Here is a 15,444-nt window from a genome sequence, read left to right as displayed (position 1 = left end):
AAGTTCCGCACGTTTATACAAAGCTATTGTTTCAGGTAGCCTTATGCTGCTAAGTGGCACACAAGGCAGCCCAATGCTTATCCACGTCCAAAGTGAATAAAGGCTACCTGAAATTGCCTGAACCGCTTAGGCATCACAGCAAATTCCATAGTCTATATGGCTTGCGGCTGGGTGTTGGGCAATTGCGGTATGTGTTACTGATTGACTATCAACAAAACCGCCAGCCTGAAATAATCAGGCTGGCGGTTGCTTTAATAATGTGCGCTATATTACTGCCCGTTTTTGGCTGCCCACTCGGCGGGAGTGGCGGCCACGGAGATGGAAAGGGCGTGCAGTTCGTTGCTGGCCAGCCGGTCGGCGAGGCCGTCTTTGATTAGGCGGTGGCGGGCGAGGCGGGGTTTGCCTTCAAAATCGGCGGAAACGATGGCAGCAAAAAAGTGATGGCCGTCGCCTTCCACTTGGATCATTTCGGCATTGATGACTTCGCCAATCATGGCTTGGACTTGTTCAGGGGTGAGCATGTGGGATTCCTTTTGATTTCTTAAGGGGTTTGTGTGAGGGGCGTATTCTACCGTAAACCGTTGTAGTGCGCTTTGTTTGTGTTGGGTAGTTTCAGGTAGCCTATATCGGGTAATGGGCTACCTGAAACTTTAATACGATTTGAAGAACAGCCTACTCTAGCAGCGATTTGGCTAATGCTGCACTCTATTGCGTTTTCACTTCGTTGAAGTTCAAGCTTCAGGCAGACTCTGCGGCCGGTTGCAAAATATACAGGCTCACGGTTTCCCGGCTACGGGCGGCGACGAGAGGGTTGGTTTGGTCGCGGCTTTTTGGGTGTTGCGGGCGGGTGTCGAGGCGTTGGCTGAAGGTAAGGCCGGCGGCAGCGATACGTTCGGCCAGTTCATTCGGTTGGCGCAGGCCGAGGTGTTCGGCAAGGTCCGACATGATAAGCCAGATTTGCCCGCCGGGATTGAGGTGGGCGGGGGCTTGCTGCAAAAAGGATTGCAACATGGCGCTGCCGGGGTCGTAGAGGGCGGTTTCGATGTCGGCCGCGGGTTTGGCGGGCAACCAAGGGGGATTGCAAACAATAAGGTCGGCGCAGCCTTCGGGGAAAAGATCGGTTTGCAGCAGCCGGATTGGGGGCAGGCCGAGGCGTTGGAAATTGGCGCGGGCGCAGGCAACGGCGCGAGGGCTGTTGTCGGTGGCGGTAACTGGTTGGAGGCCGCGCCGGGCAAGCAGGGCGGCAATCACGCCGCTGCCGGTGCCGATATCGAAGGCGCTCTGGGCGCGGGGCGGCAGGGGTGCGGCGGCGATGAGGCCGAGATACTCGCCGCGCAAAGGGGAGAATACACCGAACGGCACATGAATGCGCGCACCGAGGGCGGGGATTTCTACGCCTTTTTTGTGCCATTGGTGGGCACCGATGGAGCCAAGCAGCAGATTGAGCGGCAACAGGAATGGCTCGCTGTTCGGTTCGCCGAACACGTCGGCCAAGGCGGCAGCCACATCGGGAGCACGTCGCAAATTCAGCCGATAGCCGGCATCGATTTCCACCAACAGCATATTGGCCAAACGGCTGCGTTGCGCCTGCTGCATACGGTGGGTGTGGAAATCGGGCGAGGCGGCGGCGGGAAGCTGGCGTTTCACGGCGGAGAGCAGCTGCACGGCCTGATGATAATCGCCGCGCCAAAGCAGGGCTTGGCCTTGGCGGAAGCTCTTGAGCGCGGCTTTGGCAGAAAGGCCGGCCTCGGCCACGGCGATCGCGGCGGGCGGTTTCTGCTCGGCGGTATTGCGCCACGGGGCTTGGCGGGTTTGACCTTGTTCTTGCCAGGTGAGGGTATGGGGCATGGTGGGGTGTTTGGCTTGGGTTTGCTCTGTTTAAGATTTCAGGTAGCCTGATGGACGGAGGTGAAAAAGTACGGGCGGTTCAATCACAGCCTGCGCGGATGCCGTGCCGGGCGGCGAGGGCGTAGCAGAACAGCACACACAAAAACAGCGGCGGGTACAGGGTGGCGGCAAAACAGGAAAGCAGCAATGCGAGCAGCAGCAGCCGCACCCGGCCGCTGCCGAAACTGCCGCAGTATTCCATCCGTTTGATAAAGGCCACGGCAAATAATGCGGGGAAAAGGGCGTGGAATTTCAGGATAAACGGATAAGTGATGCCGCTGCGCACGAGCCACAAGACGAACAGCAGGTGCAGGCCGGGCAGGATAAGGGCGAGGGCGGTAAAACGGGTTTTGTTCATGGACTGGTTTTACTATTGAAGGCTACCTGAAAAACAGTTTGGCGGTTTCAGGTAGCCTTGGGTTTATGCGGCCTTAAGCAGGTTTATTGCCCAATCCACAAAGAGAGGATTTTACTGTTGGGACGGTAGCGGCTAGTGCTGCGGGGCGGGCTATCATCCGCAGGGCGGTAGCGACCAGCATCTTCTACTTGGATGGTCAACCAAGAGGGCTGGCGCTCAAAGGTGGCAAACTCGCGTGCTTCGATTTCACTTTGCATAATCTGCTTCACGCGGCCAAGTTTGCCGGCTGCAGCTTGCAGGGTCATGCCCGGGCGAACTCCGGAGGCGGTGCTGCAGGTCGGGCTGGAGGTTTGGAGCATGGTAATTTTGGCACGCTGGTTGATAGATGGGCTGCTGTCATCTTCCACACTTGCCTGATGGGCAATAATTTCCGTTCCGTTCGGCAGGGCAATGGCAATATAAGAGACGCCTTCGCCGTCGCTGGTGCGACGCAAGCGGGCGCGGGGGAATTGCTGTTTGACTTGGGCGGGAGTTTGGCCGAGTCGGATGCCGCCGATGCTATTGGCCTGAATCAGACATTCAGCGGCAGCAGGGGCAGACAGGGCTGCGATGAGGAGGACGGTGAGGATTGGTTTCATGGCTGGCTTTCGGTGAACGGTTAATTGATGGTTTGAATTTCAGGTAGCTTTCCCGCAGGGGGGAGGCTACCTGAAATTTTAAACGTAGTTTCAAACTTTTACCAGCCTCACACCTATTCTGCCAAGCCGTCCAGCAGCTTCTGATGAATCCCGCCGAAGCCGCCGTTGCTCATCACGAGGATGTGGTCGCCGCTCTTGGCGTTGCTCAGGATACTTTGCACGAAAGCGTCGAAATCGTTGCCGGTGTGCAGTTTGCTGCCGAGCGGGGCAAGGGCGGCGGCTACGTCCCATTCCACGCCGCCGCCGTAGCAGAACACTTGGTCGGCTTCGGCCAGGCTTTCGGGCAGGGCGGCTTTCATGCTGCCGAGCTTCATGGTGTTGGAGCGCGGTTCGAGCACGGCGATGATGCGCGCGCCGCCCACTTTCTGCCGCAGTCCGGCCACGGTGGTGGCGATGGCGGTGGGGTGGTGGGCGAAGTCGTCATACACGGTGATGCCGCGCACGCAGCCTTTTACTTCCATGCGCCGCTTCACGTTTTGGAATTGCGAAAGCGCTTCGCAGGCTACCTGAATACTCACGCCGGCATGGCGGGCAGCGGCGATTACGGCCAGCGCGTTCAGGCGGTTGTGTTCGCCCAACAGCTGCCAGCCGATGCGGCCGACGGTTTGCCCGTGGTGCAGCACATCGAATGCGCCGTTTCCGTCCGGCTCGCCGGCCTGCCAGCCTTCTGCGCCGCCGAAGTTTTCCACCGGCGTCCAGCAGCCTTGCGCCAACACGGTTTGCAGGCTCTCTTCGCGGCCGTTGCACACAATCAGGCCTTGGCCGGGAATGGTACGCACCAGATGGTGGAACTGGGTTTGGATGGCGGCGAGGTTGGGGAAAATGTCGGCGTGGTCGTATTCGAGGTTGTTCAGAATGGCGGTGCGCGGGCGGTAGTGCACGAACTTGCTGCGCTTGTCGAAGAAGGCGGTGTCGTATTCGTCGGCTTCGATCACGAAAAACGGCGAGCGGCTGGCCGGATCGGCTTTGGGCGCCTGCGGCAGGCGGGCGGAAATGCCGAAGTTTTGCGGGATGCCGCCGATGAGGAAGCCCGGGGCCAGGCCGGCGTATTCCAACACCCAGGCCAGCATGGAGGCAGTGGTGGTTTTGCCGTGCGTGCCAGCCACGCCGAGCACCCAGCGGCCATGCAGCACGTTTTCGGCCAGCCATTGCGGGCCGGACACATAAGGCAGGCCGCGATTCAAAATGGCCTCGATTACCGGCATGCCGCGCTTGGCCACGTTGCCAACCACATACACATCGGCGGGAAATTCGTTCAGCTGTTCGGCATCAAAACCTTCGTGCACGGCAATGCCCAAATCGGCCAGCTGCGTGCTCATCGGAGGATACATTTTGGCATCGCAGCCGCTCACCTTGAAGCCCGCTTCTTGAGCGATGGCGGCCAGCCCGCCCATGAATGTGCCGCCGATGCCGATAATGTGGACGTGTTGCATAGCCGAAAGCCTTATCTGGAAATGGAAAGGCAGAATTATAACGGATTGGTGCGGCGGTGGGCACGGGCTATTCCTGTTATGCCGCAGATTAGGCTTTTAGGTAGCCTTACCGTACAGCAGGCTACCTGAAAACTATGTTCTGGCGGAATCCAAAATGGTTTCAGGTAGCCTATTTCAGCCAAACAGCCGAATAAACCCGTTGATTTGACAATAAAACCACTAAAATTTAGAATCCCGCCGTTTTGAATTGGGAAGCCGGGATGACGATGAACAAACGTGTGTTGGTGGTGTCGTATTCGCAGAGCGGGCAGTTGGCGCGCCTGAAAGAGAGTTTTCTACGCGATATACGCGGCACGGCAGGGATTGAAGTGGACGATGTGGTGCTGCAGCCGGCGCAGCCGTTTGCTTTTCCCTGGCGCTTCCTGCCGTTTTTCGATGCCTTTCCCGAAACTGTACATTTACAACCCGCCCCCATTGAGCCGCCCGTTTTGGCACACGAGCGGTATGACTTGGTGGTGATTGCCTACAGCGTGTGGTTTTTGTCGCCTGCCCAGCCGATTACCGCGTTTCTGCAAAGCGCAGCCGCGCAGCGGGTGTTGCGTGATACGCCGGTGATTACATTAATCGGCTGCCGCAATATGTGGCTGATGGCGCAAGAAAAAATGAAACGCTTGCTAGCCGATGCGGGCGCGCGGCTGGTGGGCAATGTGGTGAAAATCGACCAATGCGGCAGCGCGGCCAGTTTCATCACCACGCCGCTGTGGATGTTTACCGGCAAGCGGCAAGCCGTGCATTGGCTGCCGCCTGCGGGCATCAGCGAAGCGGAAATCGCCGATGCGGCGCGTTTCGGGCAGCGCACCGCCGAAGCTTTGCAGCACGATGAAACATTAGACGAAACGCTGCTGCAACACATGGGTGCGGTGAAGATAAACGAAAAACTGATGGCCAGCGAGCGCGTGGGGCACCGCAGCTTTTTGGTGTGGGGCAAACTGGTGATGGCTGCCGGGCGCGTGTCGCCGCTCTTGAGGCGGCTGGTGTTGTGTGTGTATATCGTGTTTCTGCTGGGGATGATTCTCACCGTGGTACCGATCGGTGCGCTGCTCAAAACCCTGCTCGCTCCGCTGCGTCGCGAACAGATGCAGCGGGAACGGGAATATTATGCCGCACCGTCTGGGGAGTGAGTCGGCTTTGATATAGATATTGGGAAGAAGAAAGGCTACCTGAAAAGCAAAAACTTTTGGGGCTGTACTAGATTAGCAGATATGTTACCCTCGAAATATGAAGATAACACACTGCAAATTAAGGAAGAAAGTACAGAAAGAACTGCTCCGCTTTTTTGTACTCGAAGTTACCGCCCGTTCTGCCGCCGATATTTTGGGTATCCATCCCAATTCGGCAGCCCTGTTCTACCGCAAAATCCGTATGGTCATCAGCCATCATTTGGCCTTGGCTGCCGATGAGGTTTTCGAGGGGCCCGTCGAATTGGACGAAAGCTATTTCGGCGGACGGCGTAAAGGCAGACGTGGTCGCGGTGCTGCAGGAAAAGTGGTTGTCTTTGGCATTCTGAAACGCAACGGACGGGTCTATACTGTTGTGGTGGATAATGCCAAGTCTGAAACGTTACTTCCTGTTATCAAAAAGAAAATCATGCCGGACAGCATTGTTTATACCGATAGTCTGAGCAGCTACGACAAGTTGGACGTGAGCGGTTTCATCCATCACCGCATCAACCATTCCAAGGAATTTGCAGACCGCCAGAACCACATCAACGGCATTGAGAATTTTTGGAATCAGGCAAAACGCGTCTTACGTAAATATAACGGAATCGATCGCAAATCCTTCCCGCTGTTCTTGAAAGAATGCGAATTTCGATTTAACTTCGGCACACCATCCTGGCAGCTTAAAATCTTGCGGGAGTGGTGTGGAATTTAGGGCTAATCTAGTACAGCCCCAAACTTTTTTCAGGTAGCCTTATTTGCTATGTGCGACTCCGCCAAACTTACTCCTGCGGAATCTCCCAATCGCTCACCGCCACAAAATCCGGCTGGTGTAAATCCTGCTCAAACACCGAGCCGGTGGGGCTGTGCAGCAATTTGGCGATCGCCGGCTGGTAATTAGCCATGCGTTGCAGGCTGTAGAGGTGGAAGTTGTCGGCATTGTCTGCGTAGTCATCGTCTTCAAAGCCGGAAAACATCCGCCAGCCGCTGTCGGGAGAAAAGGCGGCATCAGGCTCTTCGCGATACAGAAAACGGATCGGCATGCCTTCTTTGGCAACCTGGTCGGACACGATGGCATAGCCCTGCGGCACGTCTTTTACCGGCAGCTCTTCTTCCGGCAGGCTGAAAATTTTCGGGTTCAACATAAGTATCCTCCTTAAAACGCCTCGCCCACTTTCACCCCGCCGGCCAAATCTTGCGGCGAGGAAAGGGCAGCGGTGAAGGCTTGGGCGGCTTGGAATTCGGGCTGCTGCATTACTGCGGCGTAATCCTCTGGTGTGCCGCGCCCGGCCATGTATTGCCAGCGCTCGGCCAGTTGCGGGTTTTCAGGTAGCCTGAAGCCTTCGAGCAGCTCGTCCACCCAATCGGGGCGGTTACACACCAACACGATATCGCAGCCGGCGGCAAAAGATTGCGCTGCCCGCTCGCGGATACCGCCGGCCATGCTGGCGCCTTCCATGGTGAGGTCGTCGGAAAAAATCACGCCGTTGAAGCCCAAATCCTGGCGCAAAATCTGCTTCAACCAGATGCTCGAAAAACCGGCAGGTTGTTTGTCTACCTGCGGGTACACCACATGCGCGGGCATCACGGCGGCCATGCCCTCGGCGGCCATGGCGCGAAAAGGCCGGATATCCGCCGCCATCAGTTCGGTCAGGCTGCGCCGGTCTTCGGGCAGAACGTGGTGGCTGTCGCCGGAAACAAAGCCGTGGCCGGGGAAGTGTTTGCCGCAGCTTTGCATACCGCCCTGATTGAGTCCGCGTTGCAGCGCCAGCGCCAGCGCGGTAACAGTATCGGCTTGGCAGTGAAAGCTGCGATTGCCGATTACGGCGCACTGCCCCCAATCCAAATCCAACACCGGCGTAAACGACAAATCCACCCCGCAGGCGCGCAATTCTGCCGCCAACACCCAGCCCACCTGCTCGGCCGCTGCTTCTGCCGCTACTTGGCCTTGTTTTTCCCAAATGCCGCCCAGTGTGCTCATGGCCGGCAGGCGGGTGAAGTCTTCGATAAAGCGCTGCACGCGCCCGCCCTCATGATCCACGGCAATCACCAACTCCGGCGTACGCAAAGCCTTGATTTCGGCACACAAAGCCTGAAGCTGGCTACGGTTTTGGTAATTGCGGCGAAACAGAATCACGCCGCCCACGGCTGGGTGTAGCAGGCGTTGTTTTTCTTCCTCGCTCAGGCGGTGGGCGGCAACATCGGCCATAATCGGGCCGCGCGGCAGGCAAACGGATGGCATAGCAAATCTTTCTGTGTGTTCGGTGCAAAGGCGGGATTTCATCACTTCCGCCGCGAAAAAACAAGCCGAGGCCTTTTAATTCAGGTAAAACCGATTGAAACGGCACGGCGGAAATGATGTAATGCCCGCTGTTGTTTCTTTTCATTCATATTAGGGAGTTTTATGCAAACCAACACATTCCGCACCGGCCTGCTGGCTGCCGCCGTGGTATTCGCCCTGGCCGCCTGTAACCAACAGCCCGCTTCCGGCGGCGCCTCTGCTCCGGCCGCATCTTCCCCTGCCGCAGCTTCAACCGCATCCGGCCCCGCTGCCGCTTCAGGCCCTGCCGCCGCCTCCGACGTATTGGCCGGCATGACTGAACAGCAAAAAGCCAGCTACCTCATCGGCTACCTGCAAGGCCAACAGCTGGGCGACGCCAATACTATCTTAGATTTCGACCAAGCCACCCTGATTAAAGGCCTGCAGGCCGGTATGGCCAGCCAGCCGCTGCCCGTGAGTGATGAAGAAGCCAACAACATCCTGCAGCAATACCACACTGCCCAGATGGGCAAACTGGCCACCCGCCAGCTGGAAGAAGGTAAAGCCTTCCTCGAAGCCAATAAAGCCAAAGAAGGCGTGAAAACCACGCCCTCCGGCCTGCAATACAGCGTGAAAACCGAAGGTACCGGCAAACAGCCTACTGCTAAGAGCACTGTAACCGTACACTACGAAGGCAGATTGCTCGACGGCACCGTGTTCGACAGCTCCATCAAACGCGGCGAACCCGCTACCTTCAAGCTCGACGGCGTGATCAAAGGCTGGACCGAAGGCCTGCAACTGATGAAAGAAGGCGGCGAATACACCCTATACATCCCCGCCGAACTCGCCTACGGTGACAAAGGCAACCCCAGCATTCCGCCCAACTCCGTGCTGGTATTCGATGTTAAACTGATTAAAGTTCAGTAATTCCATCAGCTAACTAAAAGGCTACCTGAAAAGCAAAACACTTTTCAGGTAGCCTTTAAACCATGCCATGCTCACACTTGATCCCGATTCCAACCGCCAATTCATCATCATCCGCAATCATCAAGACATTGCCGTCTGCACCACCGAGCTCAACGAACACGGCCAGCTCATCAGCCAAACCACCGCCGAATTCGACACCCAAAACCGCATACGCGGCTTCTTTTGCTACACAGCCGCTGCCGGCTGCATCACAGCCTGCCGGATTTATCACTACCACACCCCGCCCTTCGCACAAGAAGACGGTTTTGCCGACTACCGCGACACCGGCAACGGCCTCCAGCTTCTGTGCTACACCCACTCTTACCGCATCAGCGCACAAACCGCCCGCTGCGACTGGTTTGATGCCCAAGGCGAATTAACCTACTACGATTGGTTCGTACACGACCCCGATATCGACGAACACATCTACGCCGGCACCTATCTGCCGCACGAAACCGAACACCTGCCCGCAAACCGAATCCAGCCCTATTTGCCTGTTTACACCGACTAATTGGTTTTTCAGGTAGCCTTTGACCCATCCCACCAACACACCAAGGCTACCTGAAAAAGAAACCCCAATCCCCTACCCCAACTTTCCAACTAGCCCCTATAATCCCATATCCCATTTCCAGCAAACCATCCCGCCATGCAAAAAATATTCGTCCTCTACACCGGCGGCACCATCGGCATGAAGCCCAGCCCCGACGGCCTCGTTCCCGATGCCCAGCTCGCCGAACAAGCCCTGCAGCCCTATGCCGAACAAGCCGTGTTTCACTGGCACATCTGCCAGCCCCTGATCGACAGCTCCAACATCACCCCCCAACATTGGGCAGAATGGCTCGTCATCCTGCAAGCCGCCCTGCCCGAGCACGACGGCATCCTCGTCTTGCACGGCACCGACACCCTCGCCTACACCGCCAACTTCCTCGCCCTTGCGCTCGACAGCGGCGGTAAACCCATCGTCCTCACCGGCGCGCAAAAGCCCTACCACGCCGCCGATAGCGACGCCCCCGCCAACCTGCAAACCACCATCGCCGCCCTGCAAAACCCCCAACTGCACAGCACCGTTATCGCCTTCGGCGGCCGACTCTACCCCGCCGTCGGCAGCAGCAAATGCAGCACCGAGCTCGACCAAGGCTTCGACAACGCCCACTTCAACACCTGGCAGCCAAACACCCCGCCCCGCCGCCTCAGCGGCCTGCCCACCAGATTCAACCCAGCCGTCCGCGTGTGCAGCCATCTGCTCACCCCCGGCAGCAGCCCCGAGCAAATCGCCCACAGCCTGCGCCACTTCCCCCAAGAAGCCGCCATCCTGCTTTCCTACGGCCAAGGCCACGCCCCCGCCAGCCCCGAATTGCTCGCCGCCGTGCAACACTTCACCCAAAATGGCGGCCTGCTGCTCAACATCAGCCAAGCCCACCACGGCCGCACCGGCACCGCCTACGCCCAAGGCAACGCCCTGCGCCAGGCCGGCGCGGTGGGTGGTGGCAAATGCAATATCGAAACCGCCACCGCCCTCATGACCCTCGCCGCCGGCAACCACTGGACGGCCGACCAGCTGCAACAGGCTTTAGCGCAATTGGATTTACTCTGATACCTTCCTCCGCTACAAAAAGGCTACCTGAAACCGTATCAACCGTTTTCAGGTAGCCTTTATATTTTACAACAAGGATATAAGCAGCCTAACGCACCCAAAACCGCCCCTGCCACACCAAATACAGCGTTCCCGCCAGCAACAGCGCCACCCCGGCCGAGCCGCTTACCGCCAACGCCGCGCCCAGCCATACCATCTTGCCTGCGGCCAAGAGGTGCAGCCCGCAGCCGCACATGGCCGCCAAGCCGAACGAGAAACCCCACCAGCTCATGCTAAACCCGCCCTCGGCAAACCAACCCAGCAGGCGCAGCAAAAGCAGAAACTGCAAACAGCCGTAGCCCATCAAGGCCAGCGCAAACGTGTCGATTGCCCCGCCATTTACCGCAAAATACGCCCCGCAGCCCACAAAGGCCGGCGCAAGTTGGATGCCCACTATCCCGCGCACCTGCGGCGCAACTGCCACCTCCGTGCGCAGCCTGCCCAAAATCGCCGCCTCCAGGCTAAACCAAGACAGCATCCCCGCGCCGAAAAACAACACCGCATAATCATGCAGCCCGAGTACGCCCAGCGCCGTGGCACTCACAAAATTGGTGGCCACCGTAGGCAGATAAATCACCGGCGTGGTGGCGGCCAAGTTGTGCAGCCCGCGCCACAGCCCGGCAGCACGATACATGGCAAACGCCAGCTGCCCGGCAATACCGGCATACACCAACACGCGTGCCGCCCCAGCGGCATAAGGCAGCCCGGCAATGCCTGCCAAGATGGTGGTAATCGGAATGGCGCTGAGAAAGCAGCATTGCACCAAATCGGTTAAGTCGCCCAAAAACTCATCGCGATAAGCCAATATCTTGCACACATAAGCTACCACCAGCACCAGCCACACGGCAAACGCCGCCGCCAGCAACCCTTCGCCCGGCCAAGCCGGCATCAGGCCTGTCGCTGCGCCATAACGCCACGACAAACCCAACGCGAATAGGCCGATGGTGATGCTGAAATAGCTGAGCGGAATCGGAAATTTTCGGCGTGCGCCCATGATGTGTTCCTTTATTGCTGGGATAATTTAAAACAGGCGGCATCATACTGGCACTCTCCTGCTCCAAACTATCCGATTTTGCTCAATCTGCCGCCATTTTGTCTCGTACACTTACGGGATATAGGCTACCTGAAACATTCAACAAGCAGCAGCCTGGGCAAATCTAGCAAGAAAAATTGGCTTTCGATACAAAGCGGTGAGCCGCAGACAGTACAGGAGTACGGCAAGGCGAACCGACACGGTCACGAAAGTTGGTTTGCGATATTCGGTATAAAAAAGGCCACCTGATTGTTCAGGTAGCCTTTACATTCTGCCTTACAGCGAATAATACATTTCAAATTCCAGCGGGTGTGGCGCCATGCGGATGCGGCGCACGTCTTCTTCTTTGAAGGCAATGTAGCTGTTGATCCAGTCTTGGCTGAACACGCCGCCGCGCAGGAGGAATTCGTGGTCGGCTTTGAGGGCGGCCAGGGCTTCTTCCAAAGAGGCGCACACGGTCGGCACGAGTGCATCCTCTTCCGGCGGCAGGTCGTAGAGGTTTTTGTCGGCCGGATCACCGGGGTGGATTTTGTTTTGGATGCCGTCCAGCCCGGCCATCAGCAGCGCGGCAAACATCAAATAGGGGTTCGCGGTGGGGTCTGGGAAACGCACTTCAACGCGGCGGGCCTTCACACTGTGCACGGTGGGAATGCGGATTGAAGCGGAGCGGTTTTTGGCGGAATAGGCCAGTTTGGTGGGCGCTTCAAAATGCGGTACCAGGCGTTTGTAGGAGTTGGTGGAGGGGTTGGCGATGGCATTCAGCGCTTTGGCGTGCTTGATGATACCGCCGATGTAGTAGAGGGCGGTGTCGCTCAAGCCGGCATAGCCGTCGCCGGCAAACAGGTTTTGGCCGTTTTTCCAAATGGATTGGTGCACGTGCATACCGCTGCCGTTGTCGCCCATCAAGGGTTTGGGCATGAAGGTGGCGGTTTTGCCGAAGTTGTGCGCCACGTTGTGGATCACGTATTTCATGTCTTGGGTTTGGTCGGCACGGTGAACCAAGGTGCTGAACTTAGTACCGATTTCCATCTGGCTGCCGGTGCCGACTTCGCCGTGGTGCACTTCCACTTCAATGCCGATTTCCTGCAGGATATTTACCATGGCAGAGCGCAAGTCCTGCCCGGCATCCACCGGCGCAACCGGAGAGTAGCCGCCTTTCACCATCGGGCGGTGGCCGGTGTTTTGACCATCCAGATGCAGGCCGCTCGACCACGCAGCGCTTTCGGAGCTGATTTCGAAGCGGGCTTTGTGCATATGGGTTTCAAACTCAATGCCATCGAACACGAAAAATTCGGGCTCAGGGCCGAAATAGGCAGTGTCGCCCACGCCGCTGGCTTTCAAATAGGCTTCGGCTCGGCGGGCGATGGAGCGCGGGTCGCGGTCGTAGCCCTGGCCGCTGGCCGGGTCGATCACATCACAAGTGAGCACCACGGTGGCATCGTCGTAGAAGGGGTCGATGAAGGCAGTGGCCGGATCGGGGCGCAACAGCATATCGGAGGCCTGAACGCCCTTCCAGCCACCGATAGACGAACCGTCGAACGGATGGCCGTTTTCAAACCATTCTTCCGGGTCGTCCAGCACCACCGCGGCAGGCACGGTGAAATGGTGCTGTTTGCCTTTGGTATCGGTGAATCGCAAATCAACGAAACGGACATCGTTATCTTCAATCATGCGAACTACATTGCTGATGGACATGGTGGCACTCCTTAAATATGCGGAAATAAAATCAAGCGGGCATTTTGCCACAGCCGCCGCCCGAGCGTATATAGCAAAAATCAAAAAAGGCTACCTGAAAATACAGATAAACTGTACCCACTTTTCAGGTAGCCTTTATTGCCTGAAACTACCTGACAATCATATTTCAGCTAGCTTTCTTTCTCAACTTCTGACCCTAATCAACCCACCACATTCCTCTCTTGTGCCGTATATTCAAACAGCTGCCCGCTAAAGGCGAAGGCGGCGCACACCAGCAGCGCCAGTCCTGCCGCCACACTATAAGAAGCAGGATAGCCCCACCGTTCGGCCAGGCGCAGGCCGGCGAAGCCTGCGGCGTAGGTGCCGGCCAGCAGTACGGAGAATTGCAGGCTGCTATCCAGCGCGGCGGTGGCGGGCTCGGATTTGTCCATCATCAGCGCCAGCATCACGGGCAGCAGCAGAGTATAGCTCAGGCTCAGTGCCACGATTTGCAGCGGCGGCAGCCAATGGTGCAGCGCGGCGGCACGGTCTATCCAGGCAAACGAAGCCACCAGCGGCAGTTGCAGCGCGCACAGCGTGGTTACGATGCGCCGCCGCGACTGCTTGCGCGCCAGATAGCCCGCCAGCGGCGTAACCGTCATGCAGGCAAGCGGGATGGCCACGGCCAGAATCGTGCCGGTTTTCGCGGGGCTGAAGCCCAAATCGCCCAGTTTGGGCACGAAGGTGGCGGCAATCCAGGCGTAGGGCGTGGCGGCGGCGGCCAAAAGCAGCAGCCAGCGCAGGCCGCGCCCGGGCAGCCGCCAAAACAGCATCACCGAGGCCAGCGACAACGATAGTGCGCGGGTAGGCACCAATGTGGCCTATGCCGCCATCCACAACTTCGGCGGGCAAACCGCCGCGCACATGATTTACCCGCGCCACAAAAAGGCGCTGGCATGGGCCACCGGGGCGTATCCGGTAAAAAGTGTGAAGCACCCCGGCAGCCGCATCCCGGCACGCCCGTTTATGCAGCTCACACCGCAAGACGAGCACGAGCTGGTGGAGACGGTGAGCGACTATTTGGCCTCCGTCTGCGGCCTACCGAAAGGCAGTTAACGACACCCCGCCCAAAATCGCGCCAAACGGCGTTTAAACGGCTTGGGTATAGTTTGGTATATCCCCGCGCCCGACCCCCGCTAAAAAACGCGCTTTATAGCCTCTTTATAGCCATCACACCGCAGCCGCCCCGTCGGCTGTTTCATCCGCGCCAAAACCAAGTGAGGCGCTTCAAAGATTTTTTCCCTAATTCCGGCTGCACAATGCGGCCATGAACAAGCATACCCCTCCCCCGTTTTTACTGGCTGCCTGTTCCGTCCCGGTGGACGGCGCGGCGCAGCGCATCCAGCTGATTCCCGCCGGCGAGTTCCGCGCCAACGACGGCCGGCCGGCCGATGCGCCGTTTTGGCGTTTGGCCGCCAACCGCTTGGCGGTGATGATGCTCTCCGCTTCCGCCGGGCAGGCCAAGCCGCCGAAAAACAACAAAGGCCAAGGCGGCAAAGGCCGCCGCAGGGGCAGTCGCAAACGCCGCAGCGGCGGAGGGAAAGGCCGTCAGGCACGGGAATTACAGGTTATTTAAGGATGATAAATGGACGCTAAACAAGTGGACGGCCGCATCAAGCGGATGCTGGGCGGTATCCGGCAGGCATTCCGCGGCAAAATCGCCCGCACCGATGCCGGCAGCGGCGTGCAACGCGCACAGATTGAGGGGCTGGAAGGCGAGACGGTGCAGGCGCTGGAACATGCCGAGCAGTTCGGCTTCACGGGGCACCCGCCCGCAGGCAGTGACTGCATCGTAGTGCCGCTGGGTGGCCAGACCAGCCACGGCATCATTGTTAATACCTGCAACGGTGCCTACCGCATCACCAACCTGCAGGAGGGCGAGACTGCGGTGTACAACGCCGACGGTGCCAAAGTTGTGCTCAAAAAAGGCCGCATCATCGATATCGACTGCCAAGTGCTCAACATCAAAGCGCCGGGCGGGGTCAATGTTGAGGCGCCCAATGTCAATTGCAGCGAGCAAATCACCGCCGCCGGGCAAATCAACGGCAACGGCGGCATGGCCATAAAAGGCGGCGACGGCGCCAGCTTCGAGGGCGACGTGCGCCAAACCGGCGGCAGCTACACCACCGACGGCGACGTGGTGGCCTCCGGCAAATCAGTGGTAACGCACACCCACCCCGGCGACAGCGGCGGCACCACCGGCGCACCCCTCTGAAGCCACTCAA

Annotated in this window: 18 protein-coding genes; 8 read left to right on the top strand and 10 right to left on the bottom strand. The window is 58.3% G+C overall.

All coding sequences use genetic code 11. The annotated features are described in order from the left end of the window. Positions 1 to 269: 269 nt before the first annotated feature. From CKV94_RS08730 to mpl, 5 genes are all read right to left on the bottom strand, one after another. The gene (locus tag CKV94_RS08730; protein ID WP_003822001.1) at positions 270 to 521 is read right to left on the bottom strand and encodes a BolA family protein; all 252 of its coding nucleotides are present in this window, start codon (positions 519 to 521) and stop codon (positions 270 to 272) included. A gap of 217 nt (positions 522 to 738) precedes the next feature. Next, on the bottom strand, positions 739 to 1,848 hold the full coding sequence (locus CKV94_RS08725; RefSeq protein ID WP_003822002.1) for a methyltransferase: 1,110 nt from the start codon (positions 1,846 to 1,848) through the stop codon (positions 739 to 741). A gap of 79 nt (positions 1,849 to 1,927) precedes the next feature. Next, the gene (locus tag CKV94_RS08720) at positions 1,928 to 2,245 is read right to left on the bottom strand and encodes a hypothetical protein (RefSeq protein WP_003822003.1); all 318 of its coding nucleotides are present in this window, start codon (positions 2,243 to 2,245) and stop codon (positions 1,928 to 1,930) included. 83 nt (positions 2,246 to 2,328) lie between these two features. After that, positions 2,329 to 2,883: a hypothetical protein gene (locus CKV94_RS08715; protein WP_050754426.1), complete on the bottom strand. Its 555-nt coding sequence runs from the start codon at positions 2,881 to 2,883 to the stop codon at positions 2,329 to 2,331. Between the two features lie 113 nt (positions 2,884 to 2,996). After that, positions 2,997 to 4,376, bottom strand: a complete 1,380-nt coding sequence (mpl, locus tag CKV94_RS08710) for a UDP-N-acetylmuramate:L-alanyl-gamma-D-glutamyl-meso-diaminopimelate ligase (protein ID WP_003822006.1) — start codon at positions 4,374 to 4,376, stop codon at positions 2,997 to 2,999. Between the two features lie 260 nt (positions 4,377 to 4,636). Between mpl and CKV94_RS08705 the strand changes: the two genes are divergently transcribed. After that, positions 4,637 to 5,557 carry a hypothetical protein gene (locus CKV94_RS08705; RefSeq protein WP_003822009.1) on the top strand — a complete coding sequence of 307 codons (921 nt, stop codon included), beginning with the start codon at positions 4,637 to 4,639 and terminating at the stop codon, positions 5,555 to 5,557. A gap of 97 nt (positions 5,558 to 5,654) precedes the next feature. Continuing rightward, a complete protein-coding gene (locus tag CKV94_RS08700; RefSeq protein ID WP_157727256.1) occupies positions 5,655 to 6,308 on the top strand; it encodes an IS1595 family transposase in 654 nt (217 codons plus the stop codon). A gap of 67 nt (positions 6,309 to 6,375) precedes the next feature. On the opposite strand, the gene CKV94_RS08695 is transcribed toward CKV94_RS08700, so the two are convergent. Together CKV94_RS08695 and nagZ are read right to left on the bottom strand one after the other, a co-directional pair. After that, positions 6,376 to 6,738: a DUF2185 domain-containing protein gene (locus CKV94_RS08695; protein ID WP_003822010.1), complete on the bottom strand. Its 363-nt coding sequence runs from the start codon at positions 6,736 to 6,738 to the stop codon at positions 6,376 to 6,378. An 11-nt stretch (positions 6,739 to 6,749) separates the two neighbouring features. Continuing rightward, positions 6,750 to 7,835 (bottom strand): beta-N-acetylhexosaminidase, encoded by a 1,086-nt coding sequence (nagZ, locus tag CKV94_RS08690; RefSeq protein WP_035579753.1) that lies wholly within the window; start codon positions 7,833 to 7,835, stop codon positions 6,750 to 6,752. Between the two features lie 162 nt (positions 7,836 to 7,997). Here nagZ and CKV94_RS08685 point away from each other — a divergent pair, with 162 nt between their 5' ends. From CKV94_RS08685 to CKV94_RS08675, 3 genes are all read left to right on the top strand, one after another. After that, on the top strand, positions 7,998 to 8,780 hold the full coding sequence (locus tag CKV94_RS08685) for an FKBP-type peptidyl-prolyl cis-trans isomerase (protein WP_035579756.1): 783 nt from the start codon (positions 7,998 to 8,000) through the stop codon (positions 8,778 to 8,780). A gap of 67 nt (positions 8,781 to 8,847) precedes the next feature. After that, complete coding sequence (locus CKV94_RS08680; RefSeq protein ID WP_003822015.1) at positions 8,848 to 9,330, top strand: hypothetical protein; 483 nt, start codon at positions 8,848 to 8,850, stop codon at positions 9,328 to 9,330. Between the two features lie 135 nt (positions 9,331 to 9,465). Next, on the top strand, positions 9,466 to 10,413 hold the full coding sequence (locus tag CKV94_RS08675) for an asparaginase (protein ID WP_035579759.1): 948 nt from the start codon (positions 9,466 to 9,468) through the stop codon (positions 10,411 to 10,413). An 88-nt stretch (positions 10,414 to 10,501) separates the two neighbouring features. Here the strand turns inward: CKV94_RS08675 and tehA are convergent, their stop codons facing one another. The 3 genes from tehA to CKV94_RS08660 all read right to left on the bottom strand — a co-directional run bounded on the left by tehA (position 10,502) and on the right by CKV94_RS08660 (position 14,031). Beyond that, entirely contained in the window at positions 10,502 to 11,446 is a 945-nt protein-coding gene (gene tehA / locus CKV94_RS08670; RefSeq protein WP_003822018.1) for a dicarboxylate transporter/tellurite-resistance protein TehA, read from the bottom strand. A 315-nt stretch (positions 11,447 to 11,761) separates the two neighbouring features. Further along, positions 11,762 to 13,180 carry a type I glutamate--ammonia ligase gene (gene glnA, locus CKV94_RS08665; RefSeq protein WP_003822020.1) on the bottom strand — a complete coding sequence of 473 codons (1,419 nt, stop codon included), beginning with the start codon at positions 13,178 to 13,180 and terminating at the stop codon, positions 11,762 to 11,764. Positions 13,181 to 13,380: 200 nt separating this feature from the next. Beyond that, positions 13,381 to 14,031 carry an MFS transporter gene (locus tag CKV94_RS08660; RefSeq protein ID WP_169303229.1) on the bottom strand — a complete coding sequence of 217 codons (651 nt, stop codon included), beginning with the start codon at positions 14,029 to 14,031 and terminating at the stop codon, positions 13,381 to 13,383. Between CKV94_RS08660 and CKV94_RS08655 the strand changes: the two genes are divergently transcribed. From CKV94_RS08655 to CKV94_RS08645, 3 genes are all read left to right on the top strand, one after another. Continuing rightward, positions 13,928 to 14,275: a phage virion morphogenesis protein gene (locus tag CKV94_RS08655; RefSeq protein WP_080543222.1), complete on the top strand. Its 348-nt coding sequence runs from the start codon at positions 13,928 to 13,930 to the stop codon at positions 14,273 to 14,275. The two genes, CKV94_RS08660 and CKV94_RS08655, sit on opposite strands and share 104 nt — an antisense overlap. A 211-nt stretch (positions 14,276 to 14,486) precedes the next feature. Then, positions 14,487 to 14,795 carry a hypothetical protein gene (locus CKV94_RS11390; protein WP_003822026.1) on the top strand — a complete coding sequence of 103 codons (309 nt, stop codon included), beginning with the start codon at positions 14,487 to 14,489 and terminating at the stop codon, positions 14,793 to 14,795. A gap of 9 nt (positions 14,796 to 14,804) precedes the next feature. Continuing rightward, a complete protein-coding gene (locus CKV94_RS08645; protein ID WP_003822028.1) occupies positions 14,805 to 15,434 on the top strand; it encodes a phage baseplate assembly protein V in 630 nt (209 codons plus the stop codon). The last annotated feature ends 10 nt before the right edge of the window (positions 15,435 to 15,444 follow it).

This window comes from Eikenella corrodens (assembly GCF_900187105.1).
GTDB classification, from domain to species: domain Bacteria; phylum Pseudomonadota; class Gammaproteobacteria; order Burkholderiales; family Neisseriaceae; genus Eikenella; species Eikenella corrodens.
The sequence above is the reverse complement of the archived record's forward strand: the minus strand, read 5'-3'. Positions and strand labels throughout refer to the sequence as shown.